Genomic DNA, 16,400 nt, shown 5'->3' on the forward strand with positions numbered 1-16,400 from the left:
GGCCGGGTACGCCCGGCCGCCTCCTGCACGGGCCCGGGCTCTCGCTCCCGGCCCGCATTCGAGGGCAGCACGCATGCGGCCACAATGGCCGCATGCGTGCTGCCCGTCTCATCAAAATGGTGCTGCTGCTGCAGTCCCGTCCCGCCATGACCGCCGCCGAGCTCGCCCGGGAGCTGGAGGTGTCCGAGCGGACCGTCACCCGGGACGCCCAGGCGCTCTCCGAGGCGGGTGTCCCGGTGTACGCGGACCGGGGCCGGGCCGGGGGCTACCGGCTGGTCGGCGGGTACCGTACGCGCCTCACCGGGCTCGCCCGCAGCGAGGCCGAGGCGCTCTTCCTCTCCGGGCTGCCGTCGGCCCTGCGCGAGATGGGCCTTCAGGACGCCGCGTCCGCGGCCCGGCTCAAGGTGTCGGCGGCGCTGCTCCCGTCCCTGCGGGACGCCTCGGCAAGTGCCGCCCGGCGCTTCCACCTGGACGCTCCCGGCTGGTACCAGGAACCGGTCACTCCCGAGCTGCTGCCCGCCGTCGCGGAGGCGGTCTGGGACGACCGGATCGTCCACGCCCGCTACCGCCGCAACGGCGGGGACGAGGAGGTGGAGCGGGAGCTGGCCCCGTACGGGCTCGTCCTGAAGGCCGGGGTCTGGTACCTCTGCGCCCGGGTGGCGGAGGACTTCCGGGTGTACCGGATCGACCGGTTCTCGGCCGTCGCGGTGTCGGACGAGCGGTTCGCGCGCGACGAGAGGTTCGATCTGCCGGGGTTCTGGGACGAGCGGGCCGCGCAGTTCGCCCGCTCGCTCCTGCGTACCGAGGTGACGGTACGGGTGTCGCAGGAGGGGGTACGCCGACTGCCGTACGCACTGGACCGTTCGGCGGTCCACGACGCGCTGGACGCGGCGGGACCGGCCGATGCGCAGGGGTGGCTGACGGTCACTCTGCCGGTCGAGTCCCTCGACATCGCTTACAGCCAGCTGCTCACCCTGGGAACCGAGTTGGAAGTTCTCGAACCGGCCGCTCTGCGGGCCCGGTTCGCCGCGGCCGCCGAACGCCTGCGCGACCTCTATCGCTGAGGGGGCCTTTTCGCCGCGTCCGCGTGCATCGCCCGCCGCCAGGGCCGATGCTTGAGCCGTGATGGACGAGACGGAGTTCTGGGAGATCGTCGACAGCACCCGCGAGGCCGCCGAGGGCGACCCCGAGGACCAGGCCGATCTGCTCGTCGAACGGCTGGTGCGGCTCGATCCCGAAGCCGTGCTGGATTTCGCCAGGCACTTCGAGGCCCGCTACAACCGCGCGTACCGCTGGGATCTGTGGGGCGCCGCCACCGTGCTGCTGGGCGGCGCGAGCGACGACGCCTTCGACTTCTTCCGCTGCTGGCTGATCGGGCAGGGCCGGGACGTCTTCGAGGGCGCGCTGCACGACCCGGACGGCCTCGCCGACCTCCTCGACGACTTCGACCCGGAGGTCGACGGGGAGGCCGAGGACCTCGGCTACGCCGCCGACGAGGCGTACGAACAGCTCACCGGCGTGGTCACCCCGGATCTCGGCCTGCCGCCCCAGACCGCCGAGCCGGCGGGCACCCCGTTCAGCCTCGAGGACGAAGATGTGCTGGCGGAACGCTTTCCCGCGCTCTGGGAGCGGTTCGGCGCCGACTGAACCGACTGAACCCGCCAGGGCCCTGCGCTCACGCCGTCGCGCGGTCACGCCGTCAGGCCGGAAGCGGGTTCTGCCGCCACGTCAGAAGTGCGTGCCGCCGTCGATCCGGATCTCCGTACCCGTGATGAACGCCCCGTCCTGCGATCCGGGCATCGCCACGACGCCCGCGACGGTGTCCGGGCCGGCGAAGCCCTGACCCGGCTGGCCGGCGAGGCGGCGGACCCGCTGGAGGTCCGGCTCGCCGCGGCGGCCGCCACGGACGCGGTACGCGTGGCGCTGGAGTCCTGGGGCAGACGGACGCGCCGACGGGCGGGCCCGGCTCACCCGCCGATCCGGCGGTCCGCTGTCTGCAGGAACTCATGGGCGGCATGCGGCTGTTCAAGGGCTGAGCGGGAACGGTCAGGGGGCGAGCGAGCGGCCCATCATCACGTCGTCGACGTAACGCCCGCCCAGGAAGAACTCACCGGGCAGCACACCCTCGACGACGAACCCCTCCGACTCGTACAGGGCCCGCGCCGGCGCGTTGTGCCCGAGCACCCGCAGCGTCATCCGGTTCGCCCCGGCGCTCCGCGCGGCCGCGAACGCGGCGCGCAGCAGGGTCCTGGCGACCCCGCGGCCGCGCGCCCAGTCCGCCACGGCGAGGCCCTGTATCTGCCGGACATGTGCGTTGCAGGCCATCGGGGTCGGCGGGACCAGCCTGATGTATCCGGCGATGGACACCTCCCCCGCAGCGTTCTCCGCCTCGGCGACGAGAAACTCCTCGGGCCTGTGGCGGTCGTCGAAGAACGGCGCGTACGGCGGCTGGGGCTTCGGCATGACCGCGTGCAGCGTGGACCACGTGGAGCGGTCGAGTTCGCCGAGAGCGGCTTCGTCGGCGAGAACCGCGGGGCGGACGGAACGGACGGGGCTGACCGGGTGCGGGTGTATATCGGGCATGCGTGCCACTGTGCCACGCAGCACCTTGCCCGGTCAGCCCAGTTTTCCGGCTCAGCGCAAATCGGCGGGGCGCTCGGCCGAGTCGAACGGGAACCGGCGGCGGAAGTCGTCGGCCGCGTCCTCCAGGGTGCAGAAGCTGACGCCCTCGTGCCCGGCGACGTACTCGACGAAGCGCTCCAGCATCAGCAGCACCTGCGGGCGGCCGCTGACGTCCGGGTGCAGGGTGATGGGCAGGACCGCGTAGTCGAGCTCGCGGTGGACCCGGTCGAACCGGTCGCGCCAGTCCTGCTCCGGCTGACGCGGGCTGACACAGCCCTGGCTGTTGCCGGGACGTCGCCCTCCGGCTGCTCTTCGGACGACCTGTGCGCCGGGCCTCGGCCCGTCGGGCGAGGCGCGCCCGGGCCCGCTGCGGCAGAATGGCCCCATGCTGCACTCCCGTATCGCTGTCACCGGAGCATCCGGACTCCTCGGAGCGGCGCTGGTGCGCTCGCTGCGGGCCGACGGGCACGAGGTCGTACGCCTGGTGCGACGCCCTGCACGGGCCGGTGACGAGGTCGAGTGGAATCCCCGGCGCCGGTACGTCGACGTGGCGGGCCTGGTGGGCTGCGACGCCGTCGTCCATCTCGCCGGCGCCGGCGTCGGCGACCACCGCTGGACACCGGCGTACAAGCGGGAGATAAGGGACAGCCGGGTGCTCGGGACGACAGCGATCGCGGAGGCCGTCGCCTCACTGGACGCACCGCCGAAAGTACTGCTGTCCGGGTCGGCGATCGGCTATTACGGCGACACCGGGGACCGCGCGGTCGACGAGAGCGCCCCGGCCGGCGAGGGCTTCCTGCCGTCGGTGTGCGTGGAATGGGAGGCGGCCACGGCCGCGGCCCAGGAGGCGGGCGTACGGACGGTGCACGCGCGCACCGGTCTGGTGGTCGCGCGAGAGGGCGGTGCCTGGGGCCGGCTCTTCCCGCTGTTCCGCGCGGGGCTCGGCGGGCGGCTGGGCAACGGGCGCCAGTACTGGAGCTTCATCGCGCTGCACGACGAGGTCGCGGCGCTGCGGCACATCCTGGAGACGGAATCGCTGTCGGGACCGGTGAACCTGACCGGCCCCGACCCCGTCACCAACGGCGAGGTGACGGCCGCGATGGGGCGCGTGCTGCGCCGCCCCACGTTCCTGACCGCTCCGGCACCGGCCCTGCGGATCGTCCTCGGGGACTTCGCCGAGGACGTGCTGGGCAGCCAGCGGGTGCTGCCGGGCCGACTGCTGGACTCGGGCTTCGTGTTCGCCTTCCCGGGAATCGACGCGGCGATCCGCGCGGCACTGCGCTGAACGCGGGGCGCGTCCGGCGCGGCCTCGGCCCACATTTCCCGCACATTCCCCTCACGTTCGGACGGACGTGCGACCCCGTGCACCGGTGCCCCCGGTACGCGCGACTGCGCCCGCGTCGGACACCCTCCTAGCCTCCATGCGAACTCGGGCATTCCGGGGGCCAGTCGGGGGCAAGAGCCTCCCAGAAGTTGCGCCGACTCGGGGAGGGCACGTGCTCAGCTCGGCACGCCACGCGGACGTCGTCATCATCGGGGCCGGGATCGCCGGCCTGTCAGCCGCCCACCGACTGACCGGCGCAGGGGTCAGCGTCAGCGTCCTGGAGGCCGGCCCCCGGGTCGGCGGCCGGATGACCACCGCCGAAACAAACGGCTTCCTGCTCGACCACCTCGGCCCACTCCTCAGCACCTCGTATCCGGATCTCCGCCTGATGCCCGCCCTCGACGGGCTCGTGCTGCGCAGCTTCGCGCCGGGAGTCCTCGTCCACAGCGAGGGCCGCCGTTACCGGACCGGCGTTGTACGGGGCGCGCGAGGCGCATTCAAGGCAGCGCGCGCCCTGGCGAGCGCCCCCCATTCGCCGATGGGCGGGCCGATCGACCAGGCCCGGCTGGGCGCGGCCCTGGCCCGGCTCGCCGCGACCCCGGCCGCCCGCATCCTGGCCCGGCCCGAACAGACCGCGCTCGCCGCCCTGTCCCGCCGCGGCCCGACCGCCCGTACGGTCAACGGCTTTCTGCGGCCGCTGCTCACCGCGCTGCTCAGCGACCCGCAACTCACCACGTCCAGCCGGTGCGCCGATCTCGCGCTGCGCGACTACGCGCGCGGCCGGTTGTGCGTGCCCGAGGGGGGTTCGGCACGGCTGCCCGAACTGCTCGCGGCCGCGCTGCCGCCCGGCACCGTACGGACGGGCGTGCATGTCACAGCAGCCGACATCACCTCGGTCCGCACCAAGGAGCACGGCGAACTGGGCTGCCGCTCCCTGCTGTTGGCGACCGGCGCGGGCGCCGCCGCCGAACTGCTGCCCGGCCTGCGGGTGCCGCCCTTCCACCCGGTGACGGTCCTTCACCACACCGCCCCCACTGCCCCGTCGACCGGTGCCTCGCTGCTGCTGGACGCCGACCGCTCGGGCCCGGTCGCGCACACCGCGGTGATGAGCGCGGTCGACCCGTCGCGCGCCCCGCACGGCCGGACCCTGATCAGCTCGACGGTGCTCGGCACGCCACCGCCCGATCTGGACCGCACGGTCCGCGCCCATCTGGCCGTCCTGTACGGCACCCCCACCGACGACTGGGAGCTGCTGGCCGCCCACCACGACCCCGAGGCGGTCCCCGCGATGCCCGCCCCGCACGATCTGCGCCGCCCGGTCCGGCTGCTCGCCGGGCTGTACGTGTGCGGCGACCACCGCGACACGAGCACGGTCCAGGGCGCCCTGTTCTCGGGCCGCCGCGCGGCCCAGGCGATCCTCACCGATCTGGGCATCCGCCCCGGCCACCTGGAGGCGGAACTGCGCGAAGCGGCCTGAGTCCGCCCGCGCACATCCTGCCCCGGTCCAGCCGACCCCAACCCCAACACCCCTTACAGATCGGATCTATCGCTCCACCTCCTGTTTTCGAGAGTGGTTTACACCACTCCCGCAAACACCCTTGTCGTGCGCCACGTCTACCGCTACGGTCCTGGCGAACCGGATGTTCAGGAGACCGCAGTGCGCCGATTCATGCCTGTTCTGCCACTCCTTATAGCTCTAGTCATCGGATCTATCACTCCCGTCGCGGTGGCGAACGAGCCTCCGAACGAACCCGCATCGAGCACAGGCACCACAATGGCGGCGCCACGGTCGCCCGTTGTTCCCAGACCGACCCAGTGGACCGAACCGAGCGGCTGGACGTGGGCCGTCAGCCCCGGCAACACGATCTTCGCCGAGGACACCGCGGGGAACCTGCCGGGCACCTCGTACATCATCAACAACCCCACTCCGGTCCCGGACGGGGTGAGCGGCCAGGCCTGGCGCTTCGACAGCGACCGCGACGGGGTGGGATTCGGCGGCCTCGACCTGACCGAGCCGTGGACCGTCTCCGGCTGGGTCAGGACGACGGGCAGGACCAGTGACCAGGTGCTGCTCAGTTCGAAGGCCGGCGTGCTCAAACTCCAGCAGTGGGGCACCGGCAAGGTCGGCTTCACCCTTCCCCTCGCTATCGCCGGGGAGACCCCATCCGGCGCGGCCGACCACAGCTTCGACTACACCCTGCCACTGAACCAGTGGGTCCAGCTGACCTGGGTCACCGAGCCGGGCCGCACCACCCTGTATGCGAACGGCGAGCGCGTCGGCACGATCGACGCGTCCATTCCGCTCCCGCTGCGCTCGATCGGCACCAAGAAGGCCGGGCTGCGCGGAGATCTCGACGAAGTCACCACCTGGGACGAGGCGTTGAGCCCCGAGCAAGTCCGGGCCGACTACGCGCATTACGACCGCTGAGCCGAAGGGAACCCGCAGTGACCCGCACCCATGCCCGTACCCGTACCCATACCAGACTCGTCGGAGCGACGGCTCTGGCCGCCCTCGCCGGCTTCCTGACCACCCCGGCCTCCGCCGCGCCCGAACCCCCGTCGAAGGACTACGAGCCGACGGTGGAGTCCCTCAACAGCCACCCCACGCCGACGTGGTTCAACGACGACAAGTTCGGCATCTTCATCCACTGGGGCGCCTATTCGGTGCCCGCCTGGGGCCCGCGCGGCAGCTACGCCGAGTGGTACTGGAACTACATGAACAGCAAGGGCAGCGCCACCAACACCCACCAGAAGAACACCTACGGCACGGCCGCGAACTACGACGACTTCATCGGCCAGTGGAAGGCCGAGAAGTACGACCCGGACGCCTGGGTGAAGCTGTTCAAGGATGCCGGTGCCAAATACTTCGTACTGACCTCCAAGCACCATGAAGGCGTCGCACTGTTCGACAGCAAGGTCAGCGGCCGCGACACCGTGGACCTCGGCCCTGAGCGCGACCTGGCGGGCGACCTGTTCAAGGCGGCGCGCAAGGACACCGAGGGCGGGCAGCTGAAGGCGGGCTTCTACTACTCGCTGTACGAGTGGTACAACCCGTCGTACACCGGCAGCCCGGTCCGCAACCCGTACACCGGCGCCGAAGTCCCGTACACCGGCGCCCCGTCGGTCAAGAACTACGTCGGCGACTACATGGTCCCGCAACTGAACGAGCTGGTCGATCAGTACGATCCCGACATCATCTGGTGCGACGGACAGTGGGACAAACCCGCGTCGTACTGGAAGACCGCGCCCGTCATCGCCGACTACTACAACCGCGCGAAGAACCGGGCGCACCCGAAGGAAGTCGCGGTCGCCAACCGCTGCAAGATCGAGACCGGTGCGCTGGACAGCAAGGAACTCGACTTCCAGACACCCGAGTACACGGTCAAGCCGGACATCGACCCGAACAAGTGGGAGGCCAGCCGGGGCATCGCGCACTCCTACGGCTACAACCAGAACGAGCCCGAGGAGGACCACCTCACCTCCGACCAGCTGATCGACTCGCTCACCGACATCGTCAGCAAGAACGGCAATCTGCTGCTCGACATCGGCCCGCGCGCCGACGGCACCATCCCCGAGATCCAGCAGCAGCGACTGCTCGACATCGGAGCCTGGCTGAAGATCAACGGTGAGGCGATCTACGGGACGACCTACTGGCACCACGCCGAGGAGCCGACCGGAGACGACAAGATCCGCTACACGGTGAAGGACGGCACGCTGTACGCGACCGCGCTGGAGTGGCCCGGCGCCGAACTCACCCTCGGCGCCGACACGCCCGTCGCCGCCGACTCCCGTATCACGCTGCTCGGTTCGGACGGCAGCGCGCTGCCCTGGCACAAGGACTCCGCAGGCCGCGTGATCGTCGAGACGCCGAAGGACGGGGCGTCGGCCACCAGGAGCAAGAGCGCGTACGTCTTCAAGGTCACCACCCCGGGCGTGAACACCCTCGTCCGCACAAGGACCGAACTACCGAAGGAGCTCAACCCCAAACGCGCCGCCGACGGCACGCTGACCCTCACCAACACCGCCCGCGAGCACGCACCCGGGACCAGGATCGGACTGTCCGGACCCGAGGGCTGGACCGTCACCCCGGCGGCCACCCGGGTGAATCCGCTGGCGCCGGGCGCGGACGCGAAGGTCCCGTTCACCGTGACGCCGCCCGCTACCGCGGCCCCCGGTACGTACACACTGAACGTCACCCTGCGCCACGGCCGCCTCACGACCACCACAGCGATCAAGGTCACGGTGGCTCCGGAGAACCTCGCCCGGAACAAGGCCGCCACCCAGAAGAGCACCGCGTGGGACGCCCCTGCCTCCCGCGCCGTCGACGGGAACACCGACGGCTCCTTCGGATCGGGCTCGGTGACCCACACCGCGGAGCCCTCGTCGCAGGCGTGGTGGCAGGTCGACCTGGGCGCCTCGAAGTCACTGTCCGCAGTCGACATCTGGAACCGCACCGACTGCTGCTCCGACCGGCTGAAGGACTTCTGGGTCATGACCTCGGACACCCCGATCACGGCCGACGGACTCGATGAAGCACGGACCGCACCCGGTGTGACGGCGGTCCATGTCACCGGCCAGGCCGGACGGCCGTCCACCGTGCAGCTCCCGGCGGGCACCTCCGGCAGGTACGTCCGCGTGCAACTGACCTCCGGCACCAACCCGCTGTCGCTGGCGGAGGTCCAGGTGCGCGGGCACTGAGAGAGCCCTGCCGAAACGGGTGGTGGCCCGGACCGATCGCTCCCGGTCCGGGCCACCACCCGTTCTGTCGCGCGCAGGAGTCACGCGGAAGCGTCATCCGTGGTCCCGCGGGAGGGATCACCCGAGGGCCGCGACCCGGTCCCGGTATCCGCGCACCGCGACCGCGTCCCGGTACGGCTCCAGACGGCGCTCGAAGTCCCGTACGTACTCCGTCGCCCGCACCGACCGCATCTCGGCCGCCTGCTGGGCGGCCTCCGCGCCGAGCAGGCACGCCTGGTCGAGCTCACCGAGCCCGAGCCGCGCGGAGGCCAGCACCACCCGGCAGAACAGCCTGCTGCGGGCGTACGCCGGGGCGCGCAGCTGGAGGGAGCGCTCCGCGCACTGCGCCGCGGCCTTGTACTGCTGCAGGTCCCGGTGACAGTGGCCGAACTCGTCGGCCAGCTGGGCCTCGTCGAAGTGCCGCGCCCAGTGCGGCACCTCGTCCCCGGGACGGGCAGTCTCCAGCGCGCGTTCCGCCCGGGCCAACGAGGTGGTGCAGGGCCTGGCGTCGCCGAGCACCCCGTGCCCCCGTGCCTCGACGGCATGCAGCAGGGCCTGGACGACGGGCGGCGCCGCCGAACCGACGCCCTGCTGGGCAACGCGGGCCAGCTGCACGGCTTCCCTGCCGTGTCCGAGGTAGACCGCCTGCCGGCTCATGGTGATCAGAACGTAAGCGCCGTACGCGCGGTCCCCGGCGGCCTGGGCGAGCCGCAGCGCCTGGACGAAGTACCGCTGGGCCAGGCCGTGGGCCGCGATGTCGTACGAGGTCCAGCCCGCCAGCCGGGTCAGCTCGGCCGCGGCGGAGAAGAGCCGGCGCCCGATGGCCTCCCCGTACGTCCCGCGCAGCATCGGTTCCGCCTCGTGCTCCAGATACCGGACGAGGGCCTGCCGGGCGTGGCCGCCGCCGTAGGCGTTGTCGAGGGTGCGGAAGAGCTCGGCGACCGAGCGCAGGGCGGCGACGTCTCCGAGGCCGACTCGCTGGCCGGAGCCGCGGTCGGACTGGCGCTGCCGGGGGACGCCGGGGGCGGCGGGGGCGGTCGGGGGTGTGGGGGATCCGGGAGGTGCGGACGGTCCCGAAGGCCGGGACGGCGCGGGCCCACGGACCCCGTTGCGGCCGCCGGCGCCGGCCGCTCCCGTACCGCCGTGCGCACTGCCGCCGGGCCAGTGCGCGCCGTGCGAGCCGTGTAACCCCTGCGCTCCGATCCCGCGCGCCCCGCCGGGCCCACCGGTCCGCCCCGCACCACCGACCTCAATGGCCCCCGTGGCCCCGGCAGCCCTGCCGAGCCCACCAGCCGCATGAGCACCACCAGCGGCATGAGTACCACCCGCCGCACGGACACCAGCGGCCCCAGAGCCCCCGCCCGGCACCGGTGGCGAGGCGTCGTTCCCCCGCCCCACCCACTCGTCGGCCCGGCCGATCAGCCAGTCCCGGCTGGGGACGACGAGACCGGCCGGGGTGAAGGCGATCTTGCGCAGCTCCGCATGGCTGCCCGAGTCCTTCCGCCACAGTCCGCTGACGATGTCGATCGCCTCGGTGGGCGTGGCCGCGAACTCCAGGCCCGCGTAGACGGGGGCGCACGCGTCGAGGCCCAGGTCCTGCGCGGAGAAACGGCGCCCGAGCCGGCGGGTGAAGACCTCGGCGATCAGCGCGGGGGTCGTCCCGCGCGGCTGCTGACCGCGCAGCCAGCGGGTCACGGACGTCTTGTCGTATCGCAGGTCGAGGCCGTGTTCCAGGCCGAGTTGGTCCACTCTTCGGGCAAGGCCGGCGTTGGAGAAACCGGCCTCGGAGATGAGCGAGGCGAGTCGGCGGTTGGGGGTGCGCTGCGGAGGTCGTTCCGACATCAGCTGTACGGTCTCCTGCCTTCGGGGCCGGGCGGGCAGCCCTAATGGAACGGCGCGAATTTAGCGGCCTCTGCCGCAGCCTCAGCCACCTTCACTTCACTTTCATCCGATCGTGTGAGGATTGTGGGTGGCGCTGACGGGATCGACCTGCCGGGCCGCCGACCGGGACCCGGTCGTACAGTGGCCGGGGCGTGATTCAGTGCATGGTGACGTGGCTCCGGGCACCCCCGGCTCCCGGCACCGCGAGTAGGGAGGCATCTGTCGTGACCGAGCTTCGGTTCGTCCGGCTGGGATTCGGCGAGGAAGCCGTCGACTACCAGGAGGCCTGGCAGAAGCAGCGCGAGGTGCACGCGGCCAGATTCGAGGACACCGTCCCGGACACCTGTCTGCTCCTGGAACACCCGCCCGTCTACACGGCCGGGCGGCGCACGACCGACAGTGAGCGCCCGCTGGACGGCACCCCGGTCATCGATGTGGACCGCGGCGGCAAGATCACCTGGCACGGCCCCGGACAGCTGGTCGGCTACCCGATCCAGAAGCTGCCCAGGCCGGTGGATGTCGTCGCACACGTCCGTCGGCTGGAGGACGCGCTGATCCGTACCGCCGCCGAGTTCGGCCTGGAGACCTCCCGCGTCGAGGGCCGCAGCGGCGTCTGGGTGCTCGGCGACCCGGTCGAGGACCGCCCGGCGATCGGCGGCCTCTCCCTCGACTTCGACCCGCGGCTGCAGGACGAGGAGTTCGATGCGCGGCTGAACGGCCCCGAGTACGCCCCGTCCAACGCCGGGCAGCGCCGTGAGGACCGCAAGCTGGCCGCGATCGGCATCCGGGTGGCCAAGGGCGTGACCATGCACGGCTTCTCGTTCAACGTGAACCCGGACAACACCTGGTTCGACCGCATCGTGCCGTGCGGCATCCGGGACGCGGGCGTCACGTCGCTCGCGTACGAACTGGGCCGCGACATCACCGTCACGGACGTGGTCCCGGTCGTGGAGAAGCACCTGAAGGACGTCCTGGAGAACGCGGAGCTCGCCCCGCGCACCATCGAACGTCCGACGGATGCCGTGGCCACGGCATGACGGCCTGAATACCGGGCCGGGAATAGGCCCTGCCGGCCACAGGTTGGCCGGACGTAAAACCGATTGAACTACAGGCGTACCCTGGTGTTCGCCGAAGAATCCAATGCAGCGAAAGCAAAGGGGAGTGCCGGAGTGTCCGCTGTCGCACCCGACGGGCGCAAGATGCTGCGCCTCGAGGTCCGAAACAGCCAGACCCCCATCGAGCGCAAGCCCGAGTGGATCAAGACCCGGGCGAAGATGGGCCCCGAGTACAACCAGCTGCAGAAGCTCGTGAAGAGCGAGGGCCTGCACACGGTGTGCCAGGAGGCCGGCTGCCCCAACATCTTCGAGTGCTGGGAGGACCGCGAGGCCACGTTCCTCATCGGCGGCGACCAGTGCACCCGGCGTTGCGACTTCTGCCAGATCGACACGGGCAAGCCGCAGGCGCTGGACCGGGACGAGCCCCGCAGGGTCGGCGAGTCCGTCGTCACGATGGACCTGAACTACGCCACCATCACGGGCGTCGCGCGCGACGACCTGGAGGACGGCGGCGCCTGGCTGTACGCGGAGACCGTCCGCCAGATCCACGCGCTGACCGCGGAGCGGGAGGCCGGCCGTACCAAGGTCGAGCTGCTGATCCCCGACTTCAACGCGGTGCCCGAGCAGCTCGCCGAGGTCTTCTCCGCGCGCCCCGAGGTGCTCGCGCACAACGTCGAGACGGTGCCGCGGATCTTCAAGCGGATCCGTCCCGGCTTCCGTTACGAGCGTTCCCTGGAGGTCATCACGCGGGCCCGCGAGGCCGGTCTGGTGACCAAGTCCAACCTGATCCTCGGCATGGGCGAGACCCGCGAGGAAGTCAGCGAGGCGCTCCAGGACCTGTACGACGCGGGGTGCGAGCTCATCACGATCACGCAGTACCTGCGCCCGTCCGTGCGCCATCACCCGGTCGAGCGCTGGGTGAAGCCGCACGAGTTCGTGGAGCTGAAGGAGGAGGCCGACGAGATGGGTTACTCCGGCGTGATGTCCGGGCCGCTGGTCCGTTCCTCGTACCGCGCGGGCCGCCTTTTCCAGCAGGCGATCGAGCGGCGCGGCGCCGTCGCGGCGACGCCCGCCGTGTGAATCCCCGCACAACAAGCTACCGGGCGGTAATGACTGATCCGACGCGGCCCATACGCTCCTCGCAGGTCGGGGGCGCGTATGGGCCGCGTCGGCGTGCGCTCGGCCCGTATCAAGGTTTCATTGGTGTTTGACCGACCGGTCATGCGCTGGTAACACCGAGCAGTGACGCTGGGTACTCACGGCGCAGTGGCTCTCAGGGCCACTGCCACCGCCGCTATCCGCACCCAGCGCACGCCACCCACTTCGCGCAACGCAGTCCCGGGCAGCCGGCCCGGGCAGCTGAGTCCACTCCACTCAGTCCGCACATCCGCTCCGAGGAGATTTCCACGATGCAGGCCGTGCCGGTACGCGCCACCGCCATCCCTTCCGTCACCAATGCCCTCCGTGCCGTCGAGTCGCTGCTGCTGAGCAGCGGCCAGCGCACGGCCCGCCGCAATGCCTGGACCGCCGTCCTGGAGGACCGGCGCCGGGCCAAGGACCGGGTCGAGGCCGAGTACGTACTGGAGGCCGCGGCCGACCGCCGTTCCTAGGCCACGTAAACTTCGGTACATGGCGAGGAAGGCAAACACTGAAGGCGCGGACAGCGCCGAGAACGCGGGGCGGCTCAAGCAGATCGTCCTGACCTACAAGATGACCAGGCGGACCGACTCCAAGATCGGTCTTGTCGTCGCGGGTGTGGGAATCGTCACCTTCGGTGTCCTTCTCGCGGTCGGTTTCGTGATCGGCCACCCGATCTATCTGGGCATCCTGGGCTTCGTGCTGGGCCTCCTCGCGATGGCGATCGTCTTCGGACGGCGTGCCGAGCGGGCGGCCTTCGGGCAGATGGAGGGACAGCCGGGCGCTGCGGCGGCGGTGCTGGACCGGGTGGGCCGGGGCTGGACCACGACCCCCGCGGTCGCGATGAACCGCAGCCAGGACGTCGTCCACCGTGCCGTGGGCAAGGCGGGCATCGTGCTGGTCGGCGAGGGCAACCCGAACCGGGTGAAGGTGCTGCTCGCGGCCGAGAAGAAGAAGATGGCGCGCATCCTGATCGACGTACCGGTGCACGACATCATCGTCGGCAACGACGAGGGCCAGGTGCCGCTCAAGAAGGTGCGCACGAAGATGCTGAAGCTGCCGCGCATCCTGACCGGCCCGCAGGTGACGGCCGCCAACGACCGGCTGCGCGCGATGGGCGACCTGATGAGCAACATGCCGCTGCCCAAGGGCCCGATGCCGAAGGGCATGCGGATGCCACGCGGCGGAAAGATGCGCTGACGCCTCCGCTGGACGCGTGAAGAGGGCGGGGCGCGAACCGAACCGGTTCGCGCCCCGCCCTCTTCGTCGTTCCGGTCCCGCTTCGTCGTTCCGGTCCCGCTCAGATGCGGACCTGGACCGCGCGGGCCAGCCGGTCGTGCAGGCCGCGGCCGTCGCGGTCCCAGACCAGGGCCGGGATCGCCAGGCACAGCAGCACGGTGCGGACGACCGCCCGCCCGAACGTGAGCCGGCCGCCGCTCTCGGCGACGACCCGGAGGCCCAGGACGCGCTTGCCGGGCGTGCAGCCGATGGTCCCGACGGTGAGCACGCCCAGTACGAGGAAGACGCCGAGCGCCCAGTTTCCCGCCGACTGCTGGTCACCGCGAGCGAACAGTCCGTATGCGATCACCATGCACAGGGCCCAGTCGATGAAGAGCGCGCCGAGGCGCCGGCCGAACGTCGCCACGGATCCCGGCCCGTGCTCGGGCAGCCCGAGCCGCTTGCCCCGGTGGCCGAACTCGACGCCCATGTCCTCGGCGGTCGCGCGCGGCCCCGAGAGCCACGATCCGATTGCTTGCCTAGTGTCCACCCGAACACGGTACTGCGCCGCGCCCCACTGCCCGCCGGGCGGGGTGGCCGCCGCGGGCTTCCGAGCGGGCCGGACGAGGGGTCCGAACCGGTCTCGACGTGCCGCGCGTGCCCGGCTCGGTTAACTTCTGCGAAACAAATGGGTCATGCTTGAGAAATCCGGCCTGCCTAAGGTCGGCCCCAGCGTGGGCCACCGTACTGGCCGCACCACGAGCTGCAACCCCGTCCCTCCCGGGCCGGGAGTAGGAGGAGTTGGATGTTCCAGAACGCCGACGACGCGAAGAAGTTCATCGCCGACGAAGACGTCAAGTTCATCGATGTCCGGTTCTGTGACCTGCCCGGCGTGATGCAGCACGTCACGGTGCCGGCGGCGACCTTCGACCCGGCCGACGAGCTTGCCTTCGACGGCTCGTCGATCCGCGGTTTCCAGGCCATCCACGAGTCCGACATGGCGCTGCGCGCGGACCTGTCGACCGCCCGTGTCGACCCGTTCCGCCGCGACAAGACCGTCAACATCAACTTCTTCATCCACGACCCGATCACCGGCGAGCAGTACAGCCGTGACCCGCGGAACGTGGCCAGGAAGGCCGAGGCGTACCTCGCCTCCACCGGCATCGCCGACACCGCGTACTTCGGTCCCGAGGCCGAGTTCTACGTCTTCGACAGCGTCCGCTTCCAGACGTCGTCGAACGAGAGCTTCTACCACATCGACTCGGAGGCCGGCGCCTGGAACACCGGCGCCCGCGAGGACAACCGCGGGTACAAGGTCCGCTACAAGGGCGGCTACTTCCCGGTCCCGCCGGTCGACCACTTCGCCGACCTGCGTGCCGAGATGTCCCTGGAGCTGGAGAAGAGCGGTCTCCAGATCGAGCGCCAGCACCACGAGGTCGGCACCGCCGGCCAGGCGGAGATCAACTACAAGTTCAACACGCTGCTCGCCGCGGCCGACGACCTGATGCTCTTCAAGTACATCGTGAAGAACGTCGCCTGGCGCAACAACAAGACCGCGACGTTCATGCCGAAGCCGATCTTCGGCGACAACGGCTCGGGCATGCACGTCCACCAGTCCCTGTGGGCCGGCGGCGACCCGCTGTTCTACGACGAGCAGGGCTACGCGGGCCTCTCGGACATGGCCCGCTACTACATCGGCGGCATCCTCAAGCACGCTCCGTCGCTGCTGGCCTTCACCAACCCGACGGTGAACTCGTACCACCGCCTGGTCCCCGGCTTCGAGGCCCCGGTCAACATGGTGTACTCGCAGCGCAACCGTTCCGCCGCGATGCGTATCCCGATCACGGGCTCCAACCCGAAGGCCAAGCGCGTCGAGTTCCGCGCGCCGGACCCGTCGTCCAACCCGTACCTCGCCTTCTCCGCCCTGCTGATGGCAGGCCTCGACGGCATCAAGAACAAGATCGAGCCCGCCGAGCCGATCGACAAGGACCTGTACGAGCTGGCTCCCGAGGAGCACGCGACCGTCCAGCAGGTCCCGACCTCCCTCCCGGCCGTCCTGGAGGCGCTGGAGGCGGACAACGAGTACCTGCAGGCCGGCGGCGTCTTCACGTCCGACCTGATCGAGACGTGGATCGACTACAAGCGCACCAACGAGATCGCCCCGATCCAGCTGCGCCCGCACCCGCACGAGTTCGAGCTGTACTTCGACCTCTAAAGGACGGAGTCGAGCAACCTGGCCGGAAGTCCCGCGATCAGACTGTGACCTGCGAAAGCTCTTCTCAGCAGTTCTCACTGTCACCGTATGCTTTCCGCCCCCTTGTGCACCGAGTGTGCACCGCCCGGCCAATTCTCTGACTTGATGCCAGAAACAACAGCGAGGGCCGCTACCCCATCGTCGGGGTAACGGCCCTCGCTGGTTTGTCCAG

The 16,400-nt window shown here is 70.7% G+C and carries 15 protein-coding genes and 1 pseudogene; 11 read left to right on the forward strand and 5 right to left on the reverse strand.

From position 1 onward, the window contains the following. The first annotated feature begins 92 nt into the window (after positions 1-92). Complete coding sequence (locus OH735_RS09840; RefSeq protein WP_406381008.1) at positions 93-1,064, forward strand: helix-turn-helix transcriptional regulator; 972 nt, start codon at positions 93-95, stop codon at positions 1,062-1,064. 61 nt (positions 1,065-1,125) lie between these two features. After that, a complete protein-coding gene (locus OH735_RS09845) occupies positions 1,126-1,647 on the forward strand; it encodes a DUF4240 domain-containing protein (RefSeq protein ID WP_406386494.1) in 522 nt (173 codons plus the stop codon). An 81-nt stretch (positions 1,648-1,728) separates the two neighbouring features. Here the strand turns inward: OH735_RS09845 and OH735_RS09850 are convergent. From OH735_RS09850 to OH735_RS09860, 3 genes and pseudogenes are all read right to left on the reverse strand, one after another. Beyond that, a pseudogene (locus OH735_RS09850) lies at positions 1,729-1,851 on the reverse strand (short-chain dehydrogenase); the annotation flags it as partial. Between the two features lie 195 nt (positions 1,852-2,046). Continuing rightward, complete coding sequence (locus OH735_RS09855; RefSeq protein ID WP_406381009.1) at positions 2,047-2,583, reverse strand: GNAT family N-acetyltransferase; 537 nt, start codon at positions 2,581-2,583, stop codon at positions 2,047-2,049. A 51-nt stretch (positions 2,584-2,634) separates the two neighbouring features. Next, complete coding sequence (locus tag OH735_RS09860; protein WP_406381010.1) at positions 2,635-3,009, reverse strand: hypothetical protein; 375 nt, start codon at positions 3,007-3,009, stop codon at positions 2,635-2,637. Here OH735_RS09860 and OH735_RS09865 point away from each other — a divergent pair. The 4 genes from OH735_RS09865 (at position 3,008) to OH735_RS09880 (ending at position 8,644) form a co-directional block, all read left to right on the forward strand. Next, positions 3,008-3,907: a TIGR01777 family oxidoreductase gene (locus OH735_RS09865; protein WP_406381011.1), complete on the forward strand. Its 900-nt coding sequence runs from the start codon at positions 3,008-3,010 to the stop codon at positions 3,905-3,907. The two genes, OH735_RS09860 and OH735_RS09865, sit on opposite strands and share 2 nt — an antisense overlap. A 211-nt stretch (positions 3,908-4,118) precedes the next feature. After that, on the forward strand, positions 4,119-5,423 hold the full coding sequence (locus tag OH735_RS09870; protein ID WP_406381012.1) for an FAD-dependent oxidoreductase: 1,305 nt from the start codon (positions 4,119-4,121) through the stop codon (positions 5,421-5,423). 297 nt (positions 5,424-5,720) lie between these two features. Then, a complete protein-coding gene (locus tag OH735_RS09875; RefSeq protein ID WP_406381013.1) occupies positions 5,721-6,374 on the forward strand; it encodes a LamG domain-containing protein in 654 nt (217 codons plus the stop codon). A 17-nt stretch (positions 6,375-6,391) separates the two neighbouring features. Next, complete coding sequence (locus tag OH735_RS09880) at positions 6,392-8,644, forward strand: alpha-L-fucosidase (RefSeq protein ID WP_406381014.1); 2,253 nt, start codon at positions 6,392-6,394, stop codon at positions 8,642-8,644. 117 nt (positions 8,645-8,761) lie between these two features. On the opposite strand, the gene OH735_RS09885 is transcribed toward OH735_RS09880, so the two are convergent. After that, the gene (locus OH735_RS09885; protein WP_406381015.1) at positions 8,762-10,525 is read right to left on the reverse strand and encodes a regulator; all 1,764 of its coding nucleotides are present in this window, start codon (positions 10,523-10,525) and stop codon (positions 8,762-8,764) included. Between the two features lie 263 nt (positions 10,526-10,788). On the opposite strand from OH735_RS09885, the gene lipB reads away from it, so the two are divergent. The 4 genes from lipB to OH735_RS09905 all read left to right on the forward strand — a co-directional run bounded on the left by lipB (position 10,789) and on the right by OH735_RS09905 (position 13,956). Then, on the forward strand, positions 10,789-11,601 hold the full coding sequence (gene lipB / locus OH735_RS09890; RefSeq protein WP_406381016.1) for a lipoyl(octanoyl) transferase LipB: 813 nt from the start codon (positions 10,789-10,791) through the stop codon (positions 11,599-11,601). A 132-nt stretch (positions 11,602-11,733) separates the two neighbouring features. Beyond that, complete coding sequence (gene lipA / locus OH735_RS09895; RefSeq protein WP_406381017.1) at positions 11,734-12,699, forward strand: lipoyl synthase; 966 nt, start codon at positions 11,734-11,736, stop codon at positions 12,697-12,699. Between the two features lie 329 nt (positions 12,700-13,028). After that, positions 13,029-13,229 carry a hypothetical protein gene (locus OH735_RS09900; protein WP_406381018.1) on the forward strand — a complete coding sequence of 67 codons (201 nt, stop codon included), beginning with the start codon at positions 13,029-13,031 and terminating at the stop codon, positions 13,227-13,229. A gap of 19 nt (positions 13,230-13,248) precedes the next feature. After that, positions 13,249-13,956: a DUF4191 domain-containing protein gene (locus OH735_RS09905; protein WP_406381019.1), complete on the forward strand. Its 708-nt coding sequence runs from the start codon at positions 13,249-13,251 to the stop codon at positions 13,954-13,956. A 100-nt stretch (positions 13,957-14,056) separates the two neighbouring features. On the opposite strand, the gene OH735_RS09910 is transcribed toward OH735_RS09905, so the two are convergent. After that, complete coding sequence (locus OH735_RS09910; protein ID WP_406381020.1) at positions 14,057-14,524, reverse strand: RDD family protein; 468 nt, start codon at positions 14,522-14,524, stop codon at positions 14,057-14,059. 255 nt (positions 14,525-14,779) lie between these two features. Here OH735_RS09910 and glnA point away from each other — a divergent pair, with 255 nt between their 5' ends. Beyond that, positions 14,780-16,189 (forward strand): type I glutamate--ammonia ligase, encoded by a 1,410-nt coding sequence (gene glnA / locus OH735_RS09915; protein WP_406381021.1) that lies wholly within the window; start codon positions 14,780-14,782, stop codon positions 16,187-16,189. Positions 16,190-16,400 lie beyond the last annotated feature (211 nt).

It is taken from the genome of Streptomyces sp. NBC_01618 (assembly GCF_045209435.1).
Lineage (GTDB): Bacteria > Actinomycetota > Actinomycetes > Streptomycetales > Streptomycetaceae > Streptomyces.

Excerpts from the sequence above, each read along its gene's own strand:
- OH735_RS09840 (WP_406381008.1), top strand. The coding sequence starts at position 93 with ATGCGTGCTGCCCGTCTCATCAAAATGGTGCTGCTGCTGCAGTCCCGT.
- OH735_RS09845 (WP_406386494.1), top strand. The coding sequence starts at position 1,126 with ATGGACGAGACGGAGTTCTGGGAGATCGTCGACAGCACCCGCGAGGCC.
- OH735_RS09855 (WP_406381009.1), bottom strand. The coding sequence starts at position 2,583 with ATGCCCGATATACACCCGCACCCGGTCAGCCCCGTCCGTTCCGTCCGC.
- OH735_RS09865 (WP_406381011.1), top strand. The coding sequence starts at position 3,008 with ATGCTGCACTCCCGTATCGCTGTCACCGGAGCATCCGGACTCCTCGGA.
- OH735_RS09860 (WP_406381010.1), bottom strand. The coding sequence starts at position 3,009 with ATGGGGCCATTCTGCCGCAGCGGGCCCGGGCGCGCCTCGCCCGACGGG.
- OH735_RS09875 (WP_406381013.1), top strand. The coding sequence starts at position 5,721 with ATGGCGGCGCCACGGTCGCCCGTTGTTCCCAGACCGACCCAGTGGACC.
- OH735_RS09885 (WP_406381015.1), bottom strand. The coding sequence starts at position 10,525 with ATGTCGGAACGACCTCCGCAGCGCACCCCCAACCGCCGACTCGCCTCG.
- OH735_RS09900 (WP_406381018.1), top strand. The coding sequence starts at position 13,029 with ATGCAGGCCGTGCCGGTACGCGCCACCGCCATCCCTTCCGTCACCAAT.
- OH735_RS09905 (WP_406381019.1), top strand. The coding sequence starts at position 13,249 with ATGGCGAGGAAGGCAAACACTGAAGGCGCGGACAGCGCCGAGAACGCG.
- glnA (WP_406381021.1), top strand. The coding sequence starts at position 14,780 with ATGTTCCAGAACGCCGACGACGCGAAGAAGTTCATCGCCGACGAAGAC.